Below are 18,935 nucleotides of genomic sequence, written 5' to 3' on the forward strand. Positions count from 1 at the left end.
TCAACTGACCAGCTGTTTCGAACTCAGCGCTGCGATCCTATGTGAGCTCATCGCAGCCGATTTTAAAGGAAGTCCTATTGGCTCGCGTGGGTCGTCGCATCCTGGCTGGCTGCCCTCCAGCATACCTCAACAGCTGTAGGAAGCTCTCACAGCAGTAGACTTCAACCTTGTTAAGCTTACTGAACAAGCCTCGTCAGGGAAGTAAGCATCATGATCGGTTCCGGGTTATCCACGAACACCCTATGCAGGGCAGCTTTCACGCTCGGCCTTATAGGCACGGTTGCAAGGGGTGCGAACGCTTCGGAGCCCGGCGACGCCATTCACTTCGAAACTTTTGATATGCCGGACTCGGCCGTAAAGGCCGTGCGCATAGAGGCGGTCATCGAAGCGCCAGTAAGTGCCGTCATGGCCGTGTTTGCAGATGTGCAGCAATATCCGCAATGGGTCCATAACTGCTCCCGCGCCGAGCTTGTAAGCACCAAAGGCTTCTATGATTTCACAGCCTACCAGATTAGCGACATGCCCTGGCCCGTCACGGATCGAGATATGGTTCTGAAGTTCAGGACTGAAGAAACCTCCACTGGGGGTTTCCACGTTCAGCTTATCAATCAGAGCAGAGCGCTGCCATCAACAGACAACATTCGTGTATCAGCTGCTCAAGGCTTCTACCACTTTGAGCCACTGTCCGCCTCGAGCACCTTGCTCAAATCCGAACAGCATTTTGATCCTTCTGGCAATATCCCGGTCTGGCTCATGAATCAGCTGCTCAAGGACATTCCAGTAAGAAGTGTGATGGGTATGAGAAAGCTGGCACAGGCGCCGGGCTATCGCTCCCGCACCTTTAAGCGAGACGCGCGCGGCAGGATTGTAGGCTGGACGGACAGCCCTTGAGGTTTAGCGAGCTATCCTTGCCTTTTTATCTTGTCAGACCGGCCCCATTTTGCACCACCTTTCAATCAGATTCGTATGCTGCCATATGTGGATTCAAACAGAGCTTACTCTCAAACCCAGGCAGCGCGGCTTCCATCTCATTACCGATGAAGTGGAGAATGCCTTGTCGCAGTTGGGCAAGGTCACGACCGGCTTGCTGCATGTCTTCATCCAGCATACTTCAGCATCGCTGACACTCAATGAAAATGCAGATCCGACTGTGAGGGAAGATTTCGAGCGATTCTTCAATCAGAACGTGCCTGATGGCTCGCATTTGTTCAGGCATACACAGGAAGGCCCTGACGATATGCCTGCTCATATCAAGGCCAGTCTGCTCGGAAGCTCGGTCAGCATTCCAGTCTGTAATGGCCGCTTGAAAATGGGCACATGGCAAGGCATCTACCTGGGAGAGCACCGCGACGATGGTGGCGCTCGTCGTCTTATCCTGACCTTGCAAGGCGATTGCAGCGATTGAGCAAGCGCCTTGGCACGCCCATCACGATATCTGCGCTAGCAAACGATGTCGTGATGGACAGGCACTCAGCTGCTTCGACAATTACTAAGGGCACCGACCCGCATCATAGACGCCACTCACCGTCTGATTGATCCAGCTGTAACTACCCGACACTGAACCGAGGAAATCGTTTCCGCCTACCGAGTAGTAACCCATCTGGTAGTACGCCCTGCCTGCACTATTGTGCTGGAGGTTGGTACCGTACCATTCGACACAAGGTTGAGCTTCGCCGCCGCCCTCGCCGCCGGTTCTGCACACCTCGGGTTCAGCGGCGAACCAGGCGCCGGGCTCACCCTCATACAAGGTCACCGAGGACCAGCCATCGTATGAAGCGCCAATGTCCTGACGGTCCGTCAGGGAAAGTGCTCGCAGATTCCAGCTGCCTCCGGCCATGGCGCGGCTGGCTGCGATGTGTGCCTGTGGCGATGCTGTTTCTGTGGCACAGGAGGCTGTCGGCGCATTGGGATCGATGACCCGCACCGTCCTGCTACGCACAACGATATTGGCATCTGAGTCCTCAGCCTGATAACGGCAGATGTATTCGCCAGCCTGAGCGGTATTGACGTCATCGCAATTGGCAACGACCGAAAGACTGCCATCTTCAGGGTCTGTAGCGGTCGCACCGGGGTCGACGAAGTTCGCATTGAGCTCGATATCAAGTGGATTGTCGCCGAGAAGGACCATCGCAGGCTGACCATTGGGAATAGACGGTGCACTTGGGTGACGATCGAAGAAATCCCAGATGATGTCCGGATAAGCAGGCCCCTTGCGCACGGCCCACGCGCCCTCGCTGCCATCGCTGCCGCCGATCCAGTAGTGACCGTGGTTGGTATCGGTCGTATTGGCCGTGGCAAGCGGTCCATCATAGAAGACGGTCTCGACTACCGAGCGGCCATTACCATTGCCATAGCGGGTATGAAGGCACGAATAATCGTTCTGATAGAACGGCGTGCAGTCGCTCTCAGAGAGCCTGGAGGTGATTGGCGTATCCCGACCCTCATCTCCGAAAACTCGCAGATGCGCATCACGAAGATTGCGACCAGCCGGTTGCACAACGGTACAGTCGTGCTCGTTCTGAAGGACCATTAGCGGAATGGGATAGGCATCGTCCAGTTCGGCTTCCATGTCGGTAGCGACGCGACTGACACTATGAAAAGTGGCATTGCCTGGACACTGACCAGACAGCGAGACCGACGCTGCGTCTTCACCATATGGCAGGCCCGAGGCCGAGGCTGCTGCTGCCCAGTATTCGTTATGAGTGACCGCTGCAACAGCGGCCATCGCACCACCAGACGAAAGACCGGTGATATAACGACGGGCAGGATCAACGCTGTACTGACTTTCGACATGCTGCCCCAGGCGGAACAGATCTTCGGGCTCACCTGACCCTTCGTGGCGGTGCTGGTCAAACCAGAAGCCCCAGCAATTTTCATTGCGCAGTCCGTCGTAGCTGGTGATGAAAGTCGCCACAAGAATGAAGCCGTATCGGTCGGCAGCGGCGCGCAGCCCCCACTGCTCCATGACATTTGACTGATTTTGTTTGCAGCCATGGAGGGCCATGACCATGGGCGCCGGTGTAGTGAGATTGTCGGGAATATAGACCTGATATTGACGAGCCCGGGAGCCAGGGTGACTGCCGGCGGACAGTGTGTCCGAGGTCAGCGTACCTGCCTGAGTCAGACTTGATAGTGCGATCAATGCCCCCGCAAGAAACGCGAGGAAAATTCGATTCAACATGGTGTTCTCCTTGCCTATTCTGGTATTTGAACCTGGTTATCACTGAAGACGATCCGGTCGAGTTCGGCAGGTTGAATGGCGATCTCTGGGAGGTTTTCCTGACTCAGCGCTGGCGCGCCTGCACCGCGCGGGGTTGTCCTGATCACCTGGCTTGGCGGCAGCGCCTTCTGCGTCTTGAGATGGGCATACATCAGGTCCAGGGCCTGGAAGTAGTAATAGTGCAGCGGCACATACCGTTCATTCAGGCCGGGAAAGCCGTTCAGGGCATCCAGATGGTGGGCGTTGAGGACCTCATAGTAGCGCAAGCCACTCGCCTCGCCTTCGATACTCCGATTGAGTCCGAAATAGGGCCGTGAGGTGTGATTGATCGGCAGAACGGCATCTGCCCGACCGGTGACGAAGATGGCTGGTTTCCCATTCAGGTCACCGCTGGCGCGGACGGCCTCGATGCCTTTGGCGACTGCTCGTGCCTGTGCCGCCGGCTTGCCCCGGAGCTTCGTTCCGCTAGCTGTATTGGTGCCACTGGCGAGACTGCGCAGGCATAGGAGAGCATCGAGACCGTAGTCCTGAACTCCCGTGCTTGGGGAGATGCTCAAGGGAAGATTCGTCGGACCACCGCTGGCATTATCGTATATCAGGTTAACGCCGCCGGTCGGGGGAATGCCATTACTGGTGGAGAACAGTGCGGCTTGCTGCAGGTCGGACAGGGGCGCGGGCAAACCTGAACTGTCCGCAGCCGCCATGGACAACTCACAGGTCCGGTCTTCAACACCAAATCGGCCGTAGCTGTTGGCGTAGGTTACTGCAATGCTTTGAGGCACGTTGATCCCGAAGTGCAATGGCGCAAGGGCGTTCTGCTCGGGTTGTAAAGCGAATTCCTCATTAAGGATACGCTGAGCGTCGCTGGCCCATTCGGCCAGACTCGAGCCGGCGACGAGGCCTTTTTCCGAGAGGGATCTACAGATGTTCGTGTCGACATCCGTCTTGTTGAAGACGGCATTCAGCGGCGCCGAGGCGTTCTCCGGTGCGAGGTTGGCGCAACCCTGATACACCGCAAGTGCCGTAGTGTAATCATAGAGGCTGCGGCTATGGGCGCTGATTGGTGCTGCCTCGCCTTGCCGTATGGTCATACCCTCAAGGACGGTGGGGTTCACGTTGGGCTCGGAAACCGCAACGCCATCGATGAGGCCACGAGTATCCTGCTCGGCCGCACGAACTGAGGCGCCACCACCATTGGACACGCTCGAGGCGATAACCAGGGTATTTTCGGGTGTGAAAGAGGCAGATCTTCTATAAGCCCTATTAAGCACGTAGAAGCCGAACTCGATTGACTGCAGCACATGCTGGCCCCAATCGGCTTCTGGATTGTTGCGAGAGTGCGCATGCTTGAAAGCGAAGCGATTCGGATATTCGGCGTTGAACTGACGCCGCTCGCGGGGGTGAAGATCGGCCCGGAACTGCATGCGTGCACCTCGAGCGGTGGTCAATCGGCCATCGATTAGCTGGGCGGTGTTGCCTGTCAGGTCATGAGATCCAGTACCTGTGCCTTTATCGGTATAGACCACCGCGCAGCCTTTCTTCAGCCCCCACTCCCCCGCGGTTCCGATGGCGCCATAGATGCCACGAGACCCTGAGGACGGAGCAGTGACCATACAGGGATCGTTGGGATCGAAGCCATCGGGGATCTGCACCATCGCAGTAGTCTTGCCGGTTCCTGTCGTGGTGAGGTATGCAAGAAATTCGTGTCCCGGAATGCGTCCGTCGTTACCGGCATCGACCTGCGGTCCAAAGAACTGTCCAAAGCCGCCACCAGCTGCGGTATCAACCAGAGCGCGGTAATTGTTATAGATCGCCAGTGTCCGCAGCTCTTCCGCCGTGGGATTGAGCGGATCGACAAATGCGGGTGGCGTGGCACTGGCGAGACCTGACGCGCCTAGCCCGCCAGTCAACAGATCGTTGCTGGCGCCATCGTAGCGATTGTGGTGAATCTGGCCCTGGAGGAAGTGCGGGCGCTTGTGAAATCCCCGATCCCTGTCGCTATGTGCATAGACAGAAACAGAAAGCGTAGTCGCCCCGGCAAGGGCAAAAAGCACGAGCTTTTGCATAGAGTGTCCTCGAACACGGTGTTGTTTTTATGGTGTAACGCAGCCATGCGTTGCAGTTCGCAGGGGTGACCAGAGCACGCGCCGTGCCAGTAGGCATTAATTCGTATGGGATGATCTGATTAAGCTGAGAAACGGAGTGAAAGACCCCTGCGCCCGTGTCCGGAAAACGGGTCAATCCCCCTGCGAATACTCGAATGCGCTGTCCGGCTGGGCGGACGGGTGTGAGGCTTCCTGCGCATGCAGGAGAGTTATTCCATAGAAAAACTATTGTACCTATCCTTCGTCAGAGCCTAGCATCGAACCCTTGAACTACTTGCGCCAGCTGAAATCGAAATTTAGCGCTCCGCAGCACACGATTAGGACAACACCATGACTCGACGAATGAAATCTTCTCAGCTGCCGCCATCTCTGCGAGGCGCATTGCTGATGACGACGCTGGCAGTTACGGTGCTGAGCGGGGGCCTTTCACATGCTGACAAGACCACCGCGCGAGCTGATACGCCAGCCACCGTCGGCTACAGTGTGATTAATACCGCTCGCTCCACCGACGCCAAGGAAATGCTTGTGGTGAGCGGCGGCGGTTGGTTCAAGGATCGACAGCTCCAACACAACGTCGTGCTGATACAACATCCGAAGGGCGATCTTCTAATCGACACCGGCCTGGGTAGAAATGTCGACGCACAGGTTGAAGAGATGTCGTGGATGCACCGCCAACTGCTCGCTTACGCAGACGTTTACCCATTAATCGATCAGCTTGAGGCCAGCCAGTACGATTTCGCCCGATTGCGGGGAATCATTCCGACCCATATGCACTGGGACCATGTGAGTGGCCTTGAGGACCTCCCGTCCGTGCCAGTGTGGGTAACGGCGGAAGAGCACAATTTCGCGGTTCATGAAGGCAGAGCACCTGCATTCCTGCGCAGTCAGTTCGATAGTCCCGCCATCGACTGGGAATTTGTACGGTTCGACGACGAGCCCTACGAGGGATTCGACAAGAGCAAGGATGTCTTCAGTGACGGTACGGTAGTCATGGTGTCCTTGGCTGGCCATACGTCTGGTCAGGTTGGCGTGTTCCTGAATCTGGCGTCAGGAAATCGGCTGTTTTTTATCGGCGATACGACTTGGACCGCAGAAGGCATCGAACGCAGGGCGCCGCGGCCTGCGATGGTGCAATGGCTCGCCGGTATCGACTGGAACCGGGAACAGAATCAGGTGCATATCGAACATATCAACGCGCTGGCGGCTAAAGATAGCAAGCTCACAATCGTTCCGGCGCACGATGAAAATGTCGCAGCGAAGCTGAGTCTTTACCCCGTATTCGCTTATTGATGGCACGCTGAGCATCGCTTGAATCGATGCTCATCTAGTGCGGGCATTCCTGCGTCCTTGACGCCTTGTAGGAAGATCCTACACCTCTCTGCTCAGGTCTTGCTAAGCTTCCCATATAAGCCTTATCAGGAAAGCAAATCATCATGAGCACCGCCGATAGGCCGCTGATCCTTCTGCGTTACGAGAATGAGGAGGCGCGCGACCAGTTTGAAGCCACCTTCGGCGACGATTTTCAGATCGCTGCTTTTCGCTCAGATGATTCCGCCATCGAAGCGCTTGGAGCGCTTGATCCTGCGCCTGCCGCACTCTTCATGCTGCTGGACACTCCACCAGCCGGAACGGCATACCCCCTGCTGAAAAAGGCCAGAGATAGCGGCGGTGTTCTCAAGGTACTGCTCGGCGACAGCATTCCACTGAGTCTGCTGGTCAACCTGTTGGACCAGGGGCTCGTGGACCGGTGTTTCGAGCAGCCCATCAACCCTGAACTCATTCGTTCGCATGTCCTGAGAGCTGCGCTGTCTGCGCGCTCGGCGCCAGTCGAACCGGGGACAGGTGCTCGCTCATCGGCAACGATGCCCGCTGTACTGGTCGTGGATGATGAGCCGGCAGCCACCAAATACCTGGCTCGCCAGCTCGAACTCATGCAGAACGATTTTCAGGTCCTGTGCGCTGAGCACGCTGAGGCGGCGCTTACCCTGATGCGTGAGCAAGGGAGCCGCATTGCCGTGATCATGACAGATCAGCGAATGCCCGGGATGCTCGGCAAGGAGCTGCTCGACACGCTGAGGCAGTCTCACCCATGTACCGTACGCATTCTCACCTCCGCTTACGGTGAAGTGGCCGTGGCCATTGATGCCATTAATGAGGGCGAAATCTTTCGCTACCAGAAGAAACCGTGGCGGGCGGCTGATTGCCTACCGCTTTTCCGTGAGGCGCTGGTCCGTCACAACGAGCTTGTTAACGAGCGGGACAAGGACAGGGCTCGTCTCGACGAACAGTTCAGGTCAATCTACCACCATCGGCTAAAACGGCTTATGACGATTGAGGCGGCTGTAGATGAAGCCGCTGGTCGACCGGTGATGAACTGCTACCTGAAATCACTGCAAGCGATTCAGGCCCTGCCTGCCAGTGCCGCACATCTCCGGGCTAGCATGGAGACCGACCTGGAGCATACGCTGACAGATCAGTTCAGTGATCTCGTCCATCATCGCCTGGCGCAGATGAAACGGATGCCTGGAACCTTGGGCCACGGTTTTCAGCCGCTTCAATATGAAATGCAGGCACTGGCAGATACGGCTGACGAATCAGGTGAGCCGCAGACCCTCATAGCCGCCCTGGCTCGGGCGCTGACAACGCTGCTCATCGCCTCAGGTCTGAGCTGGCACGATCTGGCCATTACCCGGCCCGACCCGAATGTGGCTGTGCTCTCTGTAGACTTGCACATGTACACGCATTTACTTGCTCCGCTATCCCGAATGTCCCGCCCGCTGTTGGAACAACAGGTCGCCTTTCTGTTGCTGCACGTGCTATGCGCGCGTCTTGACTGCGAGCTAGAAATCGCGGGTGGAAAGCAGGTATTCGCTTTGACGCTTCGCTTGCCAGCTGCCGGGGCGTTCCTGTAATGGCTGTGGCGGCGCGTAAGCTGCGCCTGTATCTGACCCTCGGCCAGCGCCTGTTCAGAGATAGTCTGCTGTTTCACCTGCTGCTTCAGGACGATATTGACCTGGTTGGTGAGTCGGACTCCGGCGCTGACACGCTGCAGCGACTGGCTGCGGCCGCACCCGGGGTGCTGGTCATCGAAGAAAACCTGCGCGACAACGATGGTCTGACTATCGCTGAACATGCGCTCAATCTGAGCCCTACCCTGTCCATCCTGCTGATAGCCGAGACTCAGGTTAGTCCAGGCCGCCTGGCGATCTATCTCGACGCCGGCATCAAGGCGGTAGTATCCAAACAGCAGGCGATGCAGGACCTGCTCAAGACGCTCTATTACATTCGTAATGGCCAGGTCTATGTTGGCAGTTGGCAGCGAACGGACTCCGAAGAGTCAGGTGCGGCCAGAGCTTTCGATGCGCTGTCAGGTCGTGAGCGTGAAGTAGCCCAGCTCATAGCCAGTCGCGTCTGCATCAAAGAGATTGCCGACCAGCTTGGCGTATCCTGCAAGACTGTCCACTCCTACAAGGACCGCATATTTGCAAAGCTGGGCTTCGAGCGCATGCCCGAACTGATTCTTTTCATGAAGCGCTACCACAACGGAGCCGTACCATGAGTCTTCTGTCAGGGATGGCGCAGATCCGCCAGTTGTCCGCAGACCGCCAGCACCGCTTCGAACGCTTCTACAGTTTTCAGACGCGCTTTCGAATTCTCCCCCTGTTTGCTGATGTTTCGCTGCTGCTGACGATAGTTGGCACACTGCTATTCCTGCTGGCAATCTGGCTGGATCCAGCAGCACCGGCTGTGACAGCCATGCACCTGTTCTACACAGGCGTACTGGTCGCGCTGTTAGGCGCTCATAGCCTGAAACCTGTGCGGCGTGCTTCTCCTTTGATTGTCTACCTGGTGTTCCTTCACATAGCCGTTTTCGGCTATCTGTCTTACATCAAGTCCGGCGCGGCGCTGGCACCAATCGTTGGGCTGTATTTCTTCATCAGCACCGTTGGCATCATTACCTTATCGATGAAGCACACCTTCATCATATTGCTGATCAACCTTTGCATGTTGACGGTCTCCACGACACTGGCTGTCCCCGAAGCTGAACTCAGTTCGACGCTATTCGGGATTCTGTTCAATTGGCTGGTACTCATGTGCATCGTAGGCGCGCCACTGTCGGCCTTCTTCTTTCGCCGGTTTCTACGCGACATGCTCGCGCTGCAATTCCTGCTCAAGGATCGCAACCGGATGCTTTCGAGAACCCTTCAAACGCTGCAGCTCACTGAAGACCGCCTGGCCCAGGAGCAGAAGCATCAGGCCTTGAGCCTGATGGCAAAGGGTCTGTTGCACGAGATCATGAACCCGCTCAACTGCGCCAGCCAGGCAGTCGACTTTGCGACCGCCGTCAGTACAGACCCAGCGGTGACCGAGGCTTTGGGAGATGCCTCACTGCACCAGAAGCGCATTGCCGATATCGTGTCTGACCTGATCGATTTCTCACGCCCTGCGCAGGAAAATCACCTGGAACAGACTGAGCTGCGGCCGCTGACAGAAACTGCGCTACGCTTTTGCCAGTCGCAGCTCCGCGATATCGATGTCAAAGTAATGATACCGGTCGGAACGTCTATCGCCTGTCATCCCTCGGCGCTGATGCAGGTGTTCGTGAATCTGCTTATGAATGCCGCCTCTGCCGTCAGACAGAACCAGCGTCAAGTGCAGGGGCGCATCGAAATCAGTACCTTTCACAAGGGCGACTGCCTGGCAATATCGATTAGAGACAACGGCCGTGGCATCCCCCCGGCCGACATCAAGCGGCTGACGGACCCGTTCTACTCCACCAGTGATGCGCCGGAAAACCTGGGACTTGGCCTCAGCATCTGTCAGACCATCATGCGCCATCATCGTGGTCGAATGGACATTCGGAGTGAACCAGGGGCTTGGACGGAGATCACCCTCTTCCTGCCACTGAATACGCGATAGGCATCGACTAGAACAGAAACAGCGTTCGCAGCGTGAATGCTTCGCCACTTTCTTCAGGCGTTAGCGTTGAACCACTGATTTGTGGCAGCAACCAGTTGAGCCTAAGCTGGACATGCTCCCCCAGGTAGTAATTCAAGCCCAACAAGCCGACCGAAGCCTCTGCGCCGAGTCCCTTGTCGCGAAGATCTACAGCACTGTAGCGGGCCACCACTTCCACAGCACCGAATCCGGCCGCGGGCTTCACGCGATCAAGCTCTCCGCGGCTATAGCCACGATGGTCGTCGGTCACAAAAAATGCAGCCTGAACATAGGCTCCATTGAAGCGCCAATGCTCGCCGTTCGACCGGGTCACGTCCTCTGCAATAGCCTCTGAAGTGAGGGACAGGCGCCCCGAGATCCACGCCGCTTCGATCCCCAGCAAGATGCTATCGCTGGCCTCCATACGCACGCTGCGAATGATAGTCTCGGCGCTGAATACTTCGCCCCGCTCCCTGACCTGGAACTGCGCATCGGCGAGATCACGCCACGAAGCAGCCAGCCCCAGATGCAGCACCCTTTGCTCGCCACGCATTGGCGCCATCGTTAATCGACCAGTGACCGCACGAGTCGATTCACCTTCGGGTTTCCTGGTGAAGAGCCCCAAGGCCCATGTCCAACGTTTGCGGTACTGGCCCACCAGCAAGCCCTCGGAGCGACCAGGCGCAAAAGCCGACGTCGCCAGCGAACGCTCACTGGTCGCTACGCTGCCATAGCTGGCCAGTCGTTCCAGACCAAAAGGTTCCTTGAAGCGCCCAAGCCTGGTCGTGAACCGCCCCACACCTCGATATTGCAGGTAAGCATCGCCAATATCGGCTTCTTCTTCGCCGCGTCTGACCTCATAGTTACCGTCAATCTCTGCCGCCCAGCCGGTGCCCCACTTTGCCTCGAGTTCGAGCTTCGCACTGCGCAGCACCACTCGCGTCGTCCTTGGATCACTATCGCGGCTGTAGAACCCGTCGAAGTGATCAATCCCTGCCGCCACATACCCGCTGAAGTCAAATTGAGGCGTCGCAGCGACTGGCTGTGCTGCGACCATCAAAGCGAGTGAAAGCGCCAGCGGTGCGCTGCCAAGTAATCCTGCCTGCACCAGCTCAACGGTCATGTTTCGAGGCCAGCCGATAATGCATACGGAGCATGGCGGTATCACGTAGATAGCTGATAGAAAGCACGTCGACACGAAACACATCCAGACCAGTTCGCTGCCGCAAATCGTCAATCAGCGCAGCCTGCTGTTGCACATGCACATTCTCGATCTTCTCGTATTCAACATCCTTTTCACCGTGCCGAGGCAGTAGCAGCCGTGTTTCCAGCAACACTGCGAGGAGTATCATCAACAGGTTCAGACCGATCAATTCGATATGCTGCATCGATCCGACCGCCGCAAGCAGCGCCATTGCGATCACCAGAAACAGATAGGTCATCTCCTTGATGCCCAGCGCCTCGGTGCGGTAGCGGAGCATCGAGAACACAGCAAACAAGCCGAAGGCGAAGCCCATGCTCACGGAAGCCGAATGCAGTAGAGCGGTCACCAGGAAAACGCCGACCCCGAAAAGGGTAAACGAGGCGGCGTTGTCCCGATGACGGGACACGGTGTAGTAGCAGCGGATCAGAACGAAAACGGAGAGCGTGTTGATGATGAGTCGCGTCAGAAAATGATGATCAATTGCAGAGTCCATGAATGGCCCTCAAAACAGGTTTGAATTGATTCGTCTTGAGCTCAGTGCCAAATAGCAGGCTACTGCCAACGCAGTATTTGCTGAACGGTACGGCGCGACAGCCCATTTCGAGTAAACGCTCGTGCATGGGCGAGTGAGCCGCTTGACGATCGGATTTGATTTCCACTATGGCAAGTCCCGGCAGCGCAACCGATCGGCGCCGATCAGGCGAATGGAAGGCCAGGCCGGTATCGACCGTGATTCGTTCACTGCCAGCGGGATTGATAAGCGTCGCTCTTTGATATTGAACAAAAAGAGCCGGCTGCATCCGTGCGGCCGGCAAAGCTGGTTGCCCCTTCAGAAATGTTGCGATGGTGCTGGCGGGTGAGGCTTCGGCTGACAGCAGCGTACGCGCCTTGACGGTCCGCAGCCGGTTGGTTTTCTGCTTTATTTCCAGAAACGTGATCCGGCTCTGACGGTAGTGCCTGAGCCGGACCTTGAACCGATTGAGCTTGCCGTTGTGGTGATCCAGGAACAGGCGCCGTTCAGGCGTGTCGAAATACAGGGTGTCGTAGTCGAACGTGCGTCGCCCGTCCAAGTCCAATGTCGTCAACTCTTGTCGAAGCCCGGTCAGGCAGCTCTCGAGCAGCGCCAACGGAACCAGGAACTTGATATCGACCCGGTCCATCAGGACTACCCTGCCCTGCTCACTCAACGAATGCCCGCAGAAGCCATTCAGGGTTCCAGAGATGATGGCCATGTTCACAGTGCATCAGGTCCATATTCGAGACTGGCGTTGAACGAAAGTTCTACATCGCCGGCCTTAGCTCCAGTACCCACGCGGGTCAGGGTGAAACTGCCACCTGAAGCCAGTGCGAGGGTCCGGACCTGACCCGGCAGGCTCATGTCAACTTCGAATAACAGGGCAGTGGTCGCAAAGCCATGAAGCTGATGCGTACCAGGTACATAGTCTGAGGCCTCGATGAACACCTGCAGCACGTACGGTTTGAAGCCCTCCGCTGCATCCACGCCGATCATCAGTAGACTCACGACCTCAGGTGAAGTTTCGGTGTCTACCGAATGCAACAGACTGTCTACCTCGAAGGCCGCAAAGGTCAGGCTCGCATTCACCTTTCGGCCATCTGGTCGCATGAAACTGAAAGCGCCCTGATCAACACCACCCGATGCCGAGACACTACCGGTAAGCGCGGTAGTGAAAGGTTCGGAGCAGTCTGGGGCCACATTTTCGATAGGAAAGGCAGCAGCCGAGTGAACATCTGCGAGGGCCTGCTCAATAGCCACTCTACGCGACGGCCTCGCTGTGCTGCCCGATGACAAGCCAGTGATGAAGCTCTTCAAACTGGAGACTGCAGGTTCAGAAGTACCCGTCAGTTGACGAATGTTCTCAAGCGACTGCAGCAGCTCTTCTTCCTTCCACTGGGCAGCCAAGAGCTGGTTGAGCTCTGCTTCGTAACGTGCGCGATAATCTGGTATATCGAAGAGCCGTTTGGCCAGCGAAAAGTTCCGATACAACACGCCGGTTCCGGGCTTGAGAGGGTGCTCACCGCGAAAGGCGGTGTCGGCGCCCCAGGGAATGAAATGGAACAGACCGTCGGCAGGATTCCGATAAATATGAAAGTTATTGGCGTTGCCTGAAGCGGAATCCCAGGCACCGAGCAGGGTCTCGATGGCCCAGAAGCGGATGAACTGATCGATATTCACCAGCTGCGGCAACACGTTCATCAGCTGATCGTCCGGCAAGGCCAAGGCATCGCTCACAGCCTGCAGATCGCTGCGATCATTCGCCTTTTCGTTCGTCTTTTTCTCGAAGCGCCGGCTTAGCCACTGGCCGAAATCTGCGGTCTGCGCTTCGTAGAGATTGCCCTCATCATCGCCAAAGGCGGCTTCGAGGAAAGGCTTCTTGATGGGCTCGACATTGGTAAAGATCCCGAGTAGCTGGCCATTCACACTAACGCGGGCATAGTTACAGCGGGGTGCTGCAACGCCAGCCTTACGGAAGATATCGAAGGCCATACATTGTCGGGCGTTGGATGGATCCTGACGGTTATTATTGAGCGTGAGCCCGGTCTGGCTCTGGTAGGTTCTGCCATCCCACTTTTTGTTGAAATCAAGCTTCAGTGAGGGACGACTGGGGCTAAGCGAACCCATATAGCCCTTTTTCCGAACAACAACCTCTTCCATACGCTCGCCATCTATCGTGACGCTGGCGGTGTATTCTGTGTATTCGTAATCCGTCAGACATTCGCGAGCGGTGCTGGCCAGCGACCGCCCTTCTGCTTTCAGTGCTTCGAATTCTTCTGCATCCATCGACACAGCAATTTCGAGCACCCGGTTGGGCTGGAACACATCGCCTTCACCGCCCAGATTCACAGGCTCTCTTGGTGCGTCGAAGCGTGAAGGCTTTGTCTGGTCCGAACTCTTGCCGCCGCAGCCGGCGAGTGCAGTGATGACGCACATTGCGCTTACTATCTGCCTAACGACCAACGCCGAAAAATGCACCCTCATAGATGTTTTCACGTGCCTGCCCCCATGACTACTGCTGAATTGGACCCGGGTTCGGAGCCATTGAGAGCAGTATCAGGATTGACCGCAGATGTGTCTGTAAGACGGGATTACGTAAAAAAGAAGGGCGATAAATCGCCCAAATCTGGAGAGCCGCATGAAAATACGGATTTGTGAGCGAAGTCACAAATGACCGATACACCTACTCTACGCCGGCCTAGTCCATATGTCTTAGTCTAATTTTGTCTAAAGCAGCTGAGCCGGGAGCGCTCTCCCTTATATACCGGCAGCTTTGCAGCGAGGTCTACCTGCACTGCCCGCTTCGACGGCCCATGCGGGAACCGGTAATTTTTCGCAGCTTTTCATCAGCATTTTTCGCAGTTTGTTTTGCACGGCCTGGTTAGTCTGGTTAGCAGGGATACTCAGCTGGCCAGGTTACCGAATAGCCGACGCCAGAACCGAGTCGTCCCAGCTTTTCGATTCGCGGAGGACTACGATATGCCATCAATTCAGGACGTCGCCGACCAGATCAATGCGCGGCTTGACCAGATTAACACCCACACCGAAAACACAGCCCAGAATACGGCGGACACACATGATGTTGCCAAGGACATCCGTAGTGAACTGCAGCAGGTCAACAACAGGCTCACGCAAATAGACCAGACATTGGATCATGGATTCGCCAATCTGTCGCAGGGCATATTTGCGTTGATACAGCTACAGATCGTGAGTATCCACCTGCTCGATCATCATCGTAAGCAGAACGATACGATCATCTGTGAGCTTGTAAACAACAATCAGCTGCTTTGCGACATTAAACGAAAACTCGCACATCAGCTACGGCTCGACCAGCAGACACTGACTTCGACGCTGAAGATCGAGGGCATCATGACACGGGTCCACTGCTGCGAGGCAGGTGATTATGATCGCGAACTGGAACTGAAGCAGCGGCTTGAGAAGTGCTGTCCACCAGAGCGCCAACCCGAAGAAAAATGTCCCGAACCATGCGGTCGCCCTGGATTTGACCCGCGGCAGCCTGAGGGCCTGGACTGGCGTCCTCTTCCTTCCCCTGTCGATCCTAAACCGGAGGGTTGAGTCATGGCCATGTTCATATTGGACAGCGCATCCGGCATTGGCTCAGATGATCTGGACCCACTGGCAGCATTCGTGGATCTGGGCATCATTGCCAATGACGATGGCATCGGACTGAACGATCCTGCTGGCGGTATGCAGCAGGTCACTTACAACCAGACGGTCGCTGGCGCGCCCCAGGACCGGCTGGACACACTCGTCAACACCAACTTTTCACCGGATTATGGCGGTGGAGCGCAGAACGTGGATATCGTCATCATCGCCGGATTGTCAGGATTCGTGCTCGATGATGGCACCTCGTTCGCGAACAATGGTACGGCCTTGCCTCCAGCCGGAAGTGGTCTGCCTGGGGCATCACTGAACACCACTAACGATTGTCTGGTTATCTATGACACTCAACAGAATATCTGTGTGGCAAGGGATGGCACGGGCGGTACTATCGACCTTTCCATATCCAATCCAGTGGTGCTGTTTCATGAGTTCTCTCATGCTTTCCGCATCGTCAACAACAACCTGCTCGCACTTACTGCACAATGCAATCCTGCGTCACCGGAGGAAAATGCGGCGATTGTGGATGAGAATGTCCTGCGAAGTGATATCGCAAATCGATTGGGTGAAGCAGCTGAACTGCGGGATCCCAATATCCACTGTGGCCAGGTAGGCTGCAGCAGTGGGTGCTGCATCATCGCGACGCTAGCATCCAGATCCCTCAACTCAGTGCAGGTACAGTACCTGCGTCATATTCGAGACCATTTCGTCCGCAAGACCGAGGTCGGTTTCAGCTTCTTCGAGCAGTTCTTTCGAGACTATTACAGCTTCTCACCCCAGGTTTGTACGCTCATAGCAGGCCAGCCGAAGATTTCCGAGCAGCTGTTGACCGGCTACATCACACCGTTGCTGGACTTCTGGAAGTTAATGATACTTCGGGCGAAACAGCCGATGGATGCACGGGCGCTGGGTCAGGCCTTCATCGATCAACATCCGGGTCACCGTGAGGCTCGAGCGCAACTGAGCGCTTTGCAGCGCACAGCCACTTATTGGCAACACGGCACGCGGCAGGGCGACGATGTACCTAAGGCACTGCTCGAACTACTTCAGCAGCGAGCGTGGCCGAGTGAGACCATCCAATGGACGCTGGTGGCGCCGGTACGCATCTATGCGACGCTGTTGGAGGCGGTAACTGACAATCGGGATGTAGAAGATCTGCCAGAGCGTGTGGGCAGCTTGTTCGAACGCTTGCTTGAGCAGTGGCTACCTGAACTGCCTCTCACGAGTGTGTGGGCATCACTGCCCGCGGATGAATTGCTCAAGGAACTGGAGTTCTGCCACAGCGCGCTACTACAGACAGAGGCCAGTAAGCGCAGGCTGCATGAGAGACTACAGGCGCGTTTCAACAGTATTACTGCAATTGATAAGGTGTTCGGATCCCCTGCACCACTGGGAGGTGTGTGATGGCTAAAAACAAGCAAGCTGATGCTCTGAAGGCAGATGTACGAAGCGTGGAGTCGGTGGAGGCGGATGTATGTTGTGTTGTGCGCCTGAAGAATACTGCAGAACGTGCACTGCATTATATCAGTGACGTGCGTGCTACACGCTACGATGCCGCCGCCAGAACCCTAACCTTGTCTCTATCTGACGACGGTCGCGAGGTCATTCCTGGTGCGATGGCTAAGCTGCCGGAGTTCAAGTACATAGACCCCGACAGCGAAGCAGAAATTACCCTCCGGGTCCCGGAAAAAGTCGTGAGACTGTCGCGTTCTGGTCCTCCCGGAAAGTTGGCCTTCGAGACGCATTGGCTCAACGAGGCTGACGAAGTCATCGTTGAAGTAGGCTGGGCGGATGTCCCCTACTACGCCGACACCCGTGCCAAGGGCAAAGACACGCAACTGCCGGCTGCTCGATGGCAGCAGCACAAGACAGTGGCCAGGAAGCGAGTGGAGCGATCGAAGCAGAGCAAAGGGGATTAGGGCAATCATACCATCCCCAAGAAGCGTGTTAATTATTTGCTCGCCACTGCCAGCCCAGCTCCGAAGCAGATGAACGCGCCACCACCTACCCGGTTGACGACCCGGCCGCCTTTTCGGGTACCGATCCAGGCCTTCGCCAGCCCCGCTGAGCGCGCGTAAATCAGGTGAATTGCAACCACTAGCGCGCTGTAGGTGGTCACGAGCAGTGCGAACTGACCAAGGAAAGCCGAGGATAAATCGACAAACTGCGGAAAGACAGCCATAAAGAAAAAGACGGCTTTAGGATTTGTGAGCTGGAGGGCGAAGCCTTCAAAAAACTGTCGCCCCCAATGTCGCGATGAAGGCTCAGGTTGAGCCAAGCTAACCACAGGAGACAGCCAGAGTTTCAGCCCCAGGTAGACCAGGTACGCAGCGCCGATCAGTTTGAGGATAGTGAAAGCCACGGTGGAGGTAGCAAGTAATACGCCTAGACTACTGGCCGAAATGGCGGCGACCACAAACGTGGCTGAGGCTATACCAAATATTCCCGCAGTGGCGCCCGAAGCACCATGCCGGATCGAATTGCTAAGTGTAAGCAGCACGCCCGGGCCAGGACTGAACACAGTCAGCGTGGCGATCATCAAGAAGAGGACGTAGTTTTCCATTTCGGATCCCGGAGGTATTCTGGTGCCTGTTCATCCTTGTGGAACAACCCATACCGCATGTCCGAAGGATAGTATTCCGACTGACACTGTACCTGCCCCGCAGCCGCCTCGCCAGCTGTGTATGCGATGAAGGCGAGCATCAGGTCCATCCCGGCTGATACGCCTGCGGCACTCCAGATCGCACCGTCACGAACGTACCTCGCTTCAACGACGTCCACATCACCCAATTGCCGCAGTCGATCAAGCGAAGCCCAGTGGGTGGTCGCTTTTCGCCCCTCCAGTAAACCTGCAGCGTGAAGGATGAACGAGCCTGTACACACAGAAAGTATCGCCCTGCAGTGGCCGGCTTGTCGCATAACGAAATCGAGCAGTGCTTGGTTAGTTACTTCCCGCCGAGTCCCCTGCCCGCCTGGCACCAGCAGATAATCTAGCGAAGGACAGTTATCGAAGGTGAAATGGGCATGTACTGAAAGGCCTTTCGCGCAGGTGACTGATGTAGATGCCTCGCTGACCGTCAGGCAATGTTCAGGCCCGCCCGCGACTTTGCTCCACATTGTGAGCATTTCCCAAGGGCCAACGAAGTCGAGCTCCTCCACGCCGTCGAACAACAGGATGCCAAAGTTCATGATGACGTTCTCCATGCAGAGGCTGCGATGCCGGTAGTGGAGTGCAATACGAAAGGTGAGATCAAACAGGCTCAGAGCGAGCGCAGAGCTGCGCCAGAAACAAAGAAGGGCGATAGAATCGCCCAAAAGGAAACGTCGATGATA

The 18,935-nt window shown here is 56.3% G+C and carries 17 protein-coding genes; 9 read left to right on the top strand and 8 right to left on the bottom strand.

The annotated features are described in order from the left end of the window. Nucleotides 1-210 precede the first annotated feature (210 nt). Nucleotides 211-891, top strand: coding sequence for an START domain-containing protein (locus tag ACH3PB_RS13105; protein ID WP_416395537.1), 681 nt, complete (start codon nucleotides 211-213; stop codon nucleotides 889-891). A gap of 85 nt (nucleotides 892-976) precedes the next feature. Continuing rightward, nucleotides 977-1,405, top strand: coding sequence for a secondary thiamine-phosphate synthase enzyme YjbQ (locus ACH3PB_RS13110; RefSeq protein ID WP_416395539.1), 429 nt, complete (start codon nucleotides 977-979; stop codon nucleotides 1,403-1,405). An 84-nt stretch (nucleotides 1,406-1,489) separates the two neighbouring features. Here the strand turns inward: ACH3PB_RS13110 and ACH3PB_RS13115 are convergent, their stop codons facing one another. Together ACH3PB_RS13115 and ACH3PB_RS13120 are read right to left on the bottom strand one after the other, a co-directional pair. Continuing rightward, a complete protein-coding gene (locus ACH3PB_RS13115) occupies nucleotides 1,490-3,181 on the bottom strand; it encodes a PHB depolymerase family esterase (RefSeq protein ID WP_416395541.1) in 1,692 nt (563 codons plus the stop codon). 14 nt (nucleotides 3,182-3,195) lie between these two features. Continuing rightward, nucleotides 3,196-5,286 (bottom strand): 3-hydroxybutyrate oligomer hydrolase family protein, encoded by a 2,091-nt coding sequence (locus ACH3PB_RS13120; RefSeq protein ID WP_416395543.1) that lies wholly within the window; start codon nucleotides 5,284-5,286, stop codon nucleotides 3,196-3,198. Between the two features lie 381 nt (nucleotides 5,287-5,667). Here ACH3PB_RS13120 and ACH3PB_RS13125 point away from each other — a divergent pair, with 381 nt between their 5' ends. The 4 genes from ACH3PB_RS13125 to ACH3PB_RS13140 all read left to right on the top strand — a co-directional run bounded on the left by ACH3PB_RS13125 (nucleotide 5,668) and on the right by ACH3PB_RS13140 (nucleotide 10,245). Beyond that, nucleotides 5,668-6,615: an MBL fold metallo-hydrolase gene (locus ACH3PB_RS13125; RefSeq protein ID WP_416395545.1), complete on the top strand. Its 948-nt coding sequence runs from the start codon at nucleotides 5,668-5,670 to the stop codon at nucleotides 6,613-6,615. A 143-nt stretch (nucleotides 6,616-6,758) separates the two neighbouring features. Beyond that, nucleotides 6,759-8,237 (top strand): response regulator, encoded by a 1,479-nt coding sequence (locus ACH3PB_RS13130; RefSeq protein WP_416395547.1) that lies wholly within the window; start codon nucleotides 6,759-6,761, stop codon nucleotides 8,235-8,237. Then, nucleotides 8,237-8,884, top strand: coding sequence for a LuxR C-terminal-related transcriptional regulator (locus ACH3PB_RS13135; RefSeq protein ID WP_416395549.1), 648 nt, complete (start codon nucleotides 8,237-8,239; stop codon nucleotides 8,882-8,884). Before ACH3PB_RS13130 ends, ACH3PB_RS13135 begins: the two co-directional genes overlap by 1 nt. Continuing rightward, nucleotides 8,881-10,245: a sensor histidine kinase gene (locus tag ACH3PB_RS13140; RefSeq protein WP_416395551.1), complete on the top strand. Its 1,365-nt coding sequence runs from the start codon at nucleotides 8,881-8,883 to the stop codon at nucleotides 10,243-10,245. The genes ACH3PB_RS13135 and ACH3PB_RS13140 overlap by 4 nt, the downstream gene beginning before the upstream one ends. Before the next feature lie 7 nt (nucleotides 10,246-10,252). On the opposite strand, the gene ACH3PB_RS13145 is transcribed toward ACH3PB_RS13140, so the two are convergent. From ACH3PB_RS13145 to ACH3PB_RS13160, 4 genes are read right to left on the bottom strand one after another with little or no spacing between them, the layout of a single operon-like run. Further along, the gene (locus ACH3PB_RS13145) at nucleotides 10,253-11,386 is read right to left on the bottom strand and encodes an OprO/OprP family phosphate-selective porin (protein WP_416395553.1); all 1,134 of its coding nucleotides are present in this window, start codon (nucleotides 11,384-11,386) and stop codon (nucleotides 10,253-10,255) included. Continuing rightward, on the bottom strand, nucleotides 11,376-11,960 hold the full coding sequence (locus ACH3PB_RS13150; RefSeq protein WP_416395555.1) for a DUF4956 domain-containing protein: 585 nt from the start codon (nucleotides 11,958-11,960) through the stop codon (nucleotides 11,376-11,378). The genes ACH3PB_RS13145 and ACH3PB_RS13150 overlap by 11 nt, the downstream gene beginning before the upstream one ends. Next, nucleotides 11,944-12,699, bottom strand: coding sequence for a polyphosphate polymerase domain-containing protein (locus ACH3PB_RS13155; protein WP_416395557.1), 756 nt, complete (start codon nucleotides 12,697-12,699; stop codon nucleotides 11,944-11,946). Before ACH3PB_RS13155 ends, ACH3PB_RS13150 begins: the two co-directional genes overlap by 17 nt. 2 nt (nucleotides 12,700-12,701) lie before the next feature. Further along, nucleotides 12,702-14,417 carry a CotH kinase family protein gene (locus tag ACH3PB_RS13160; protein WP_416395559.1) on the bottom strand — a complete coding sequence of 572 codons (1,716 nt, stop codon included), beginning with the start codon at nucleotides 14,415-14,417 and terminating at the stop codon, nucleotides 12,702-12,704. Between the two features lie 543 nt (nucleotides 14,418-14,960). On the opposite strand from ACH3PB_RS13160, the gene ACH3PB_RS13165 reads away from it, so the two are divergent. From ACH3PB_RS13165 to ACH3PB_RS13175, 3 genes are read left to right on the top strand one after another with little or no spacing between them, the layout of a single operon-like run. Next, nucleotides 14,961-15,557 (top strand): hypothetical protein, encoded by a 597-nt coding sequence (locus ACH3PB_RS13165; RefSeq protein ID WP_416395561.1) that lies wholly within the window; start codon nucleotides 14,961-14,963, stop codon nucleotides 15,555-15,557. A 3-nt stretch (nucleotides 15,558-15,560) separates the two neighbouring features. Then, the gene (locus ACH3PB_RS13170) at nucleotides 15,561-17,006 is read left to right on the top strand and encodes a hypothetical protein (RefSeq protein ID WP_416395562.1); all 1,446 of its coding nucleotides are present in this window, start codon (nucleotides 15,561-15,563) and stop codon (nucleotides 17,004-17,006) included. After that, nucleotides 17,006-17,521: a hypothetical protein gene (locus tag ACH3PB_RS13175; protein ID WP_416395564.1), complete on the top strand. Its 516-nt coding sequence runs from the start codon at nucleotides 17,006-17,008 to the stop codon at nucleotides 17,519-17,521. The genes ACH3PB_RS13170 and ACH3PB_RS13175 overlap by 1 nt, the downstream gene beginning before the upstream one ends. Nucleotides 17,522-17,553: 32 nt before the next feature. On the opposite strand, the gene ACH3PB_RS13180 is transcribed toward ACH3PB_RS13175, so the two are convergent. Together ACH3PB_RS13180 and ACH3PB_RS13185 are read right to left on the bottom strand one after the other, a co-directional pair. Continuing rightward, nucleotides 17,554-18,165 (bottom strand): LysE family translocator, encoded by a 612-nt coding sequence (locus tag ACH3PB_RS13180; protein ID WP_416395566.1) that lies wholly within the window; start codon nucleotides 18,163-18,165, stop codon nucleotides 17,554-17,556. Then, the gene (locus ACH3PB_RS13185) at nucleotides 18,141-18,791 is read right to left on the bottom strand and encodes a DJ-1/PfpI family protein (RefSeq protein ID WP_416395568.1); all 651 of its coding nucleotides are present in this window, start codon (nucleotides 18,789-18,791) and stop codon (nucleotides 18,141-18,143) included. Before ACH3PB_RS13185 ends, ACH3PB_RS13180 begins: the two co-directional genes overlap by 25 nt. Nucleotides 18,792-18,935: the final 144 nt, after the last annotated feature.

It is taken from the genome of Allohahella sp. A8 (assembly GCF_047946665.1).
GTDB lineage: Bacteria > Pseudomonadota > Gammaproteobacteria > Pseudomonadales > Oleiphilaceae > Allohahella.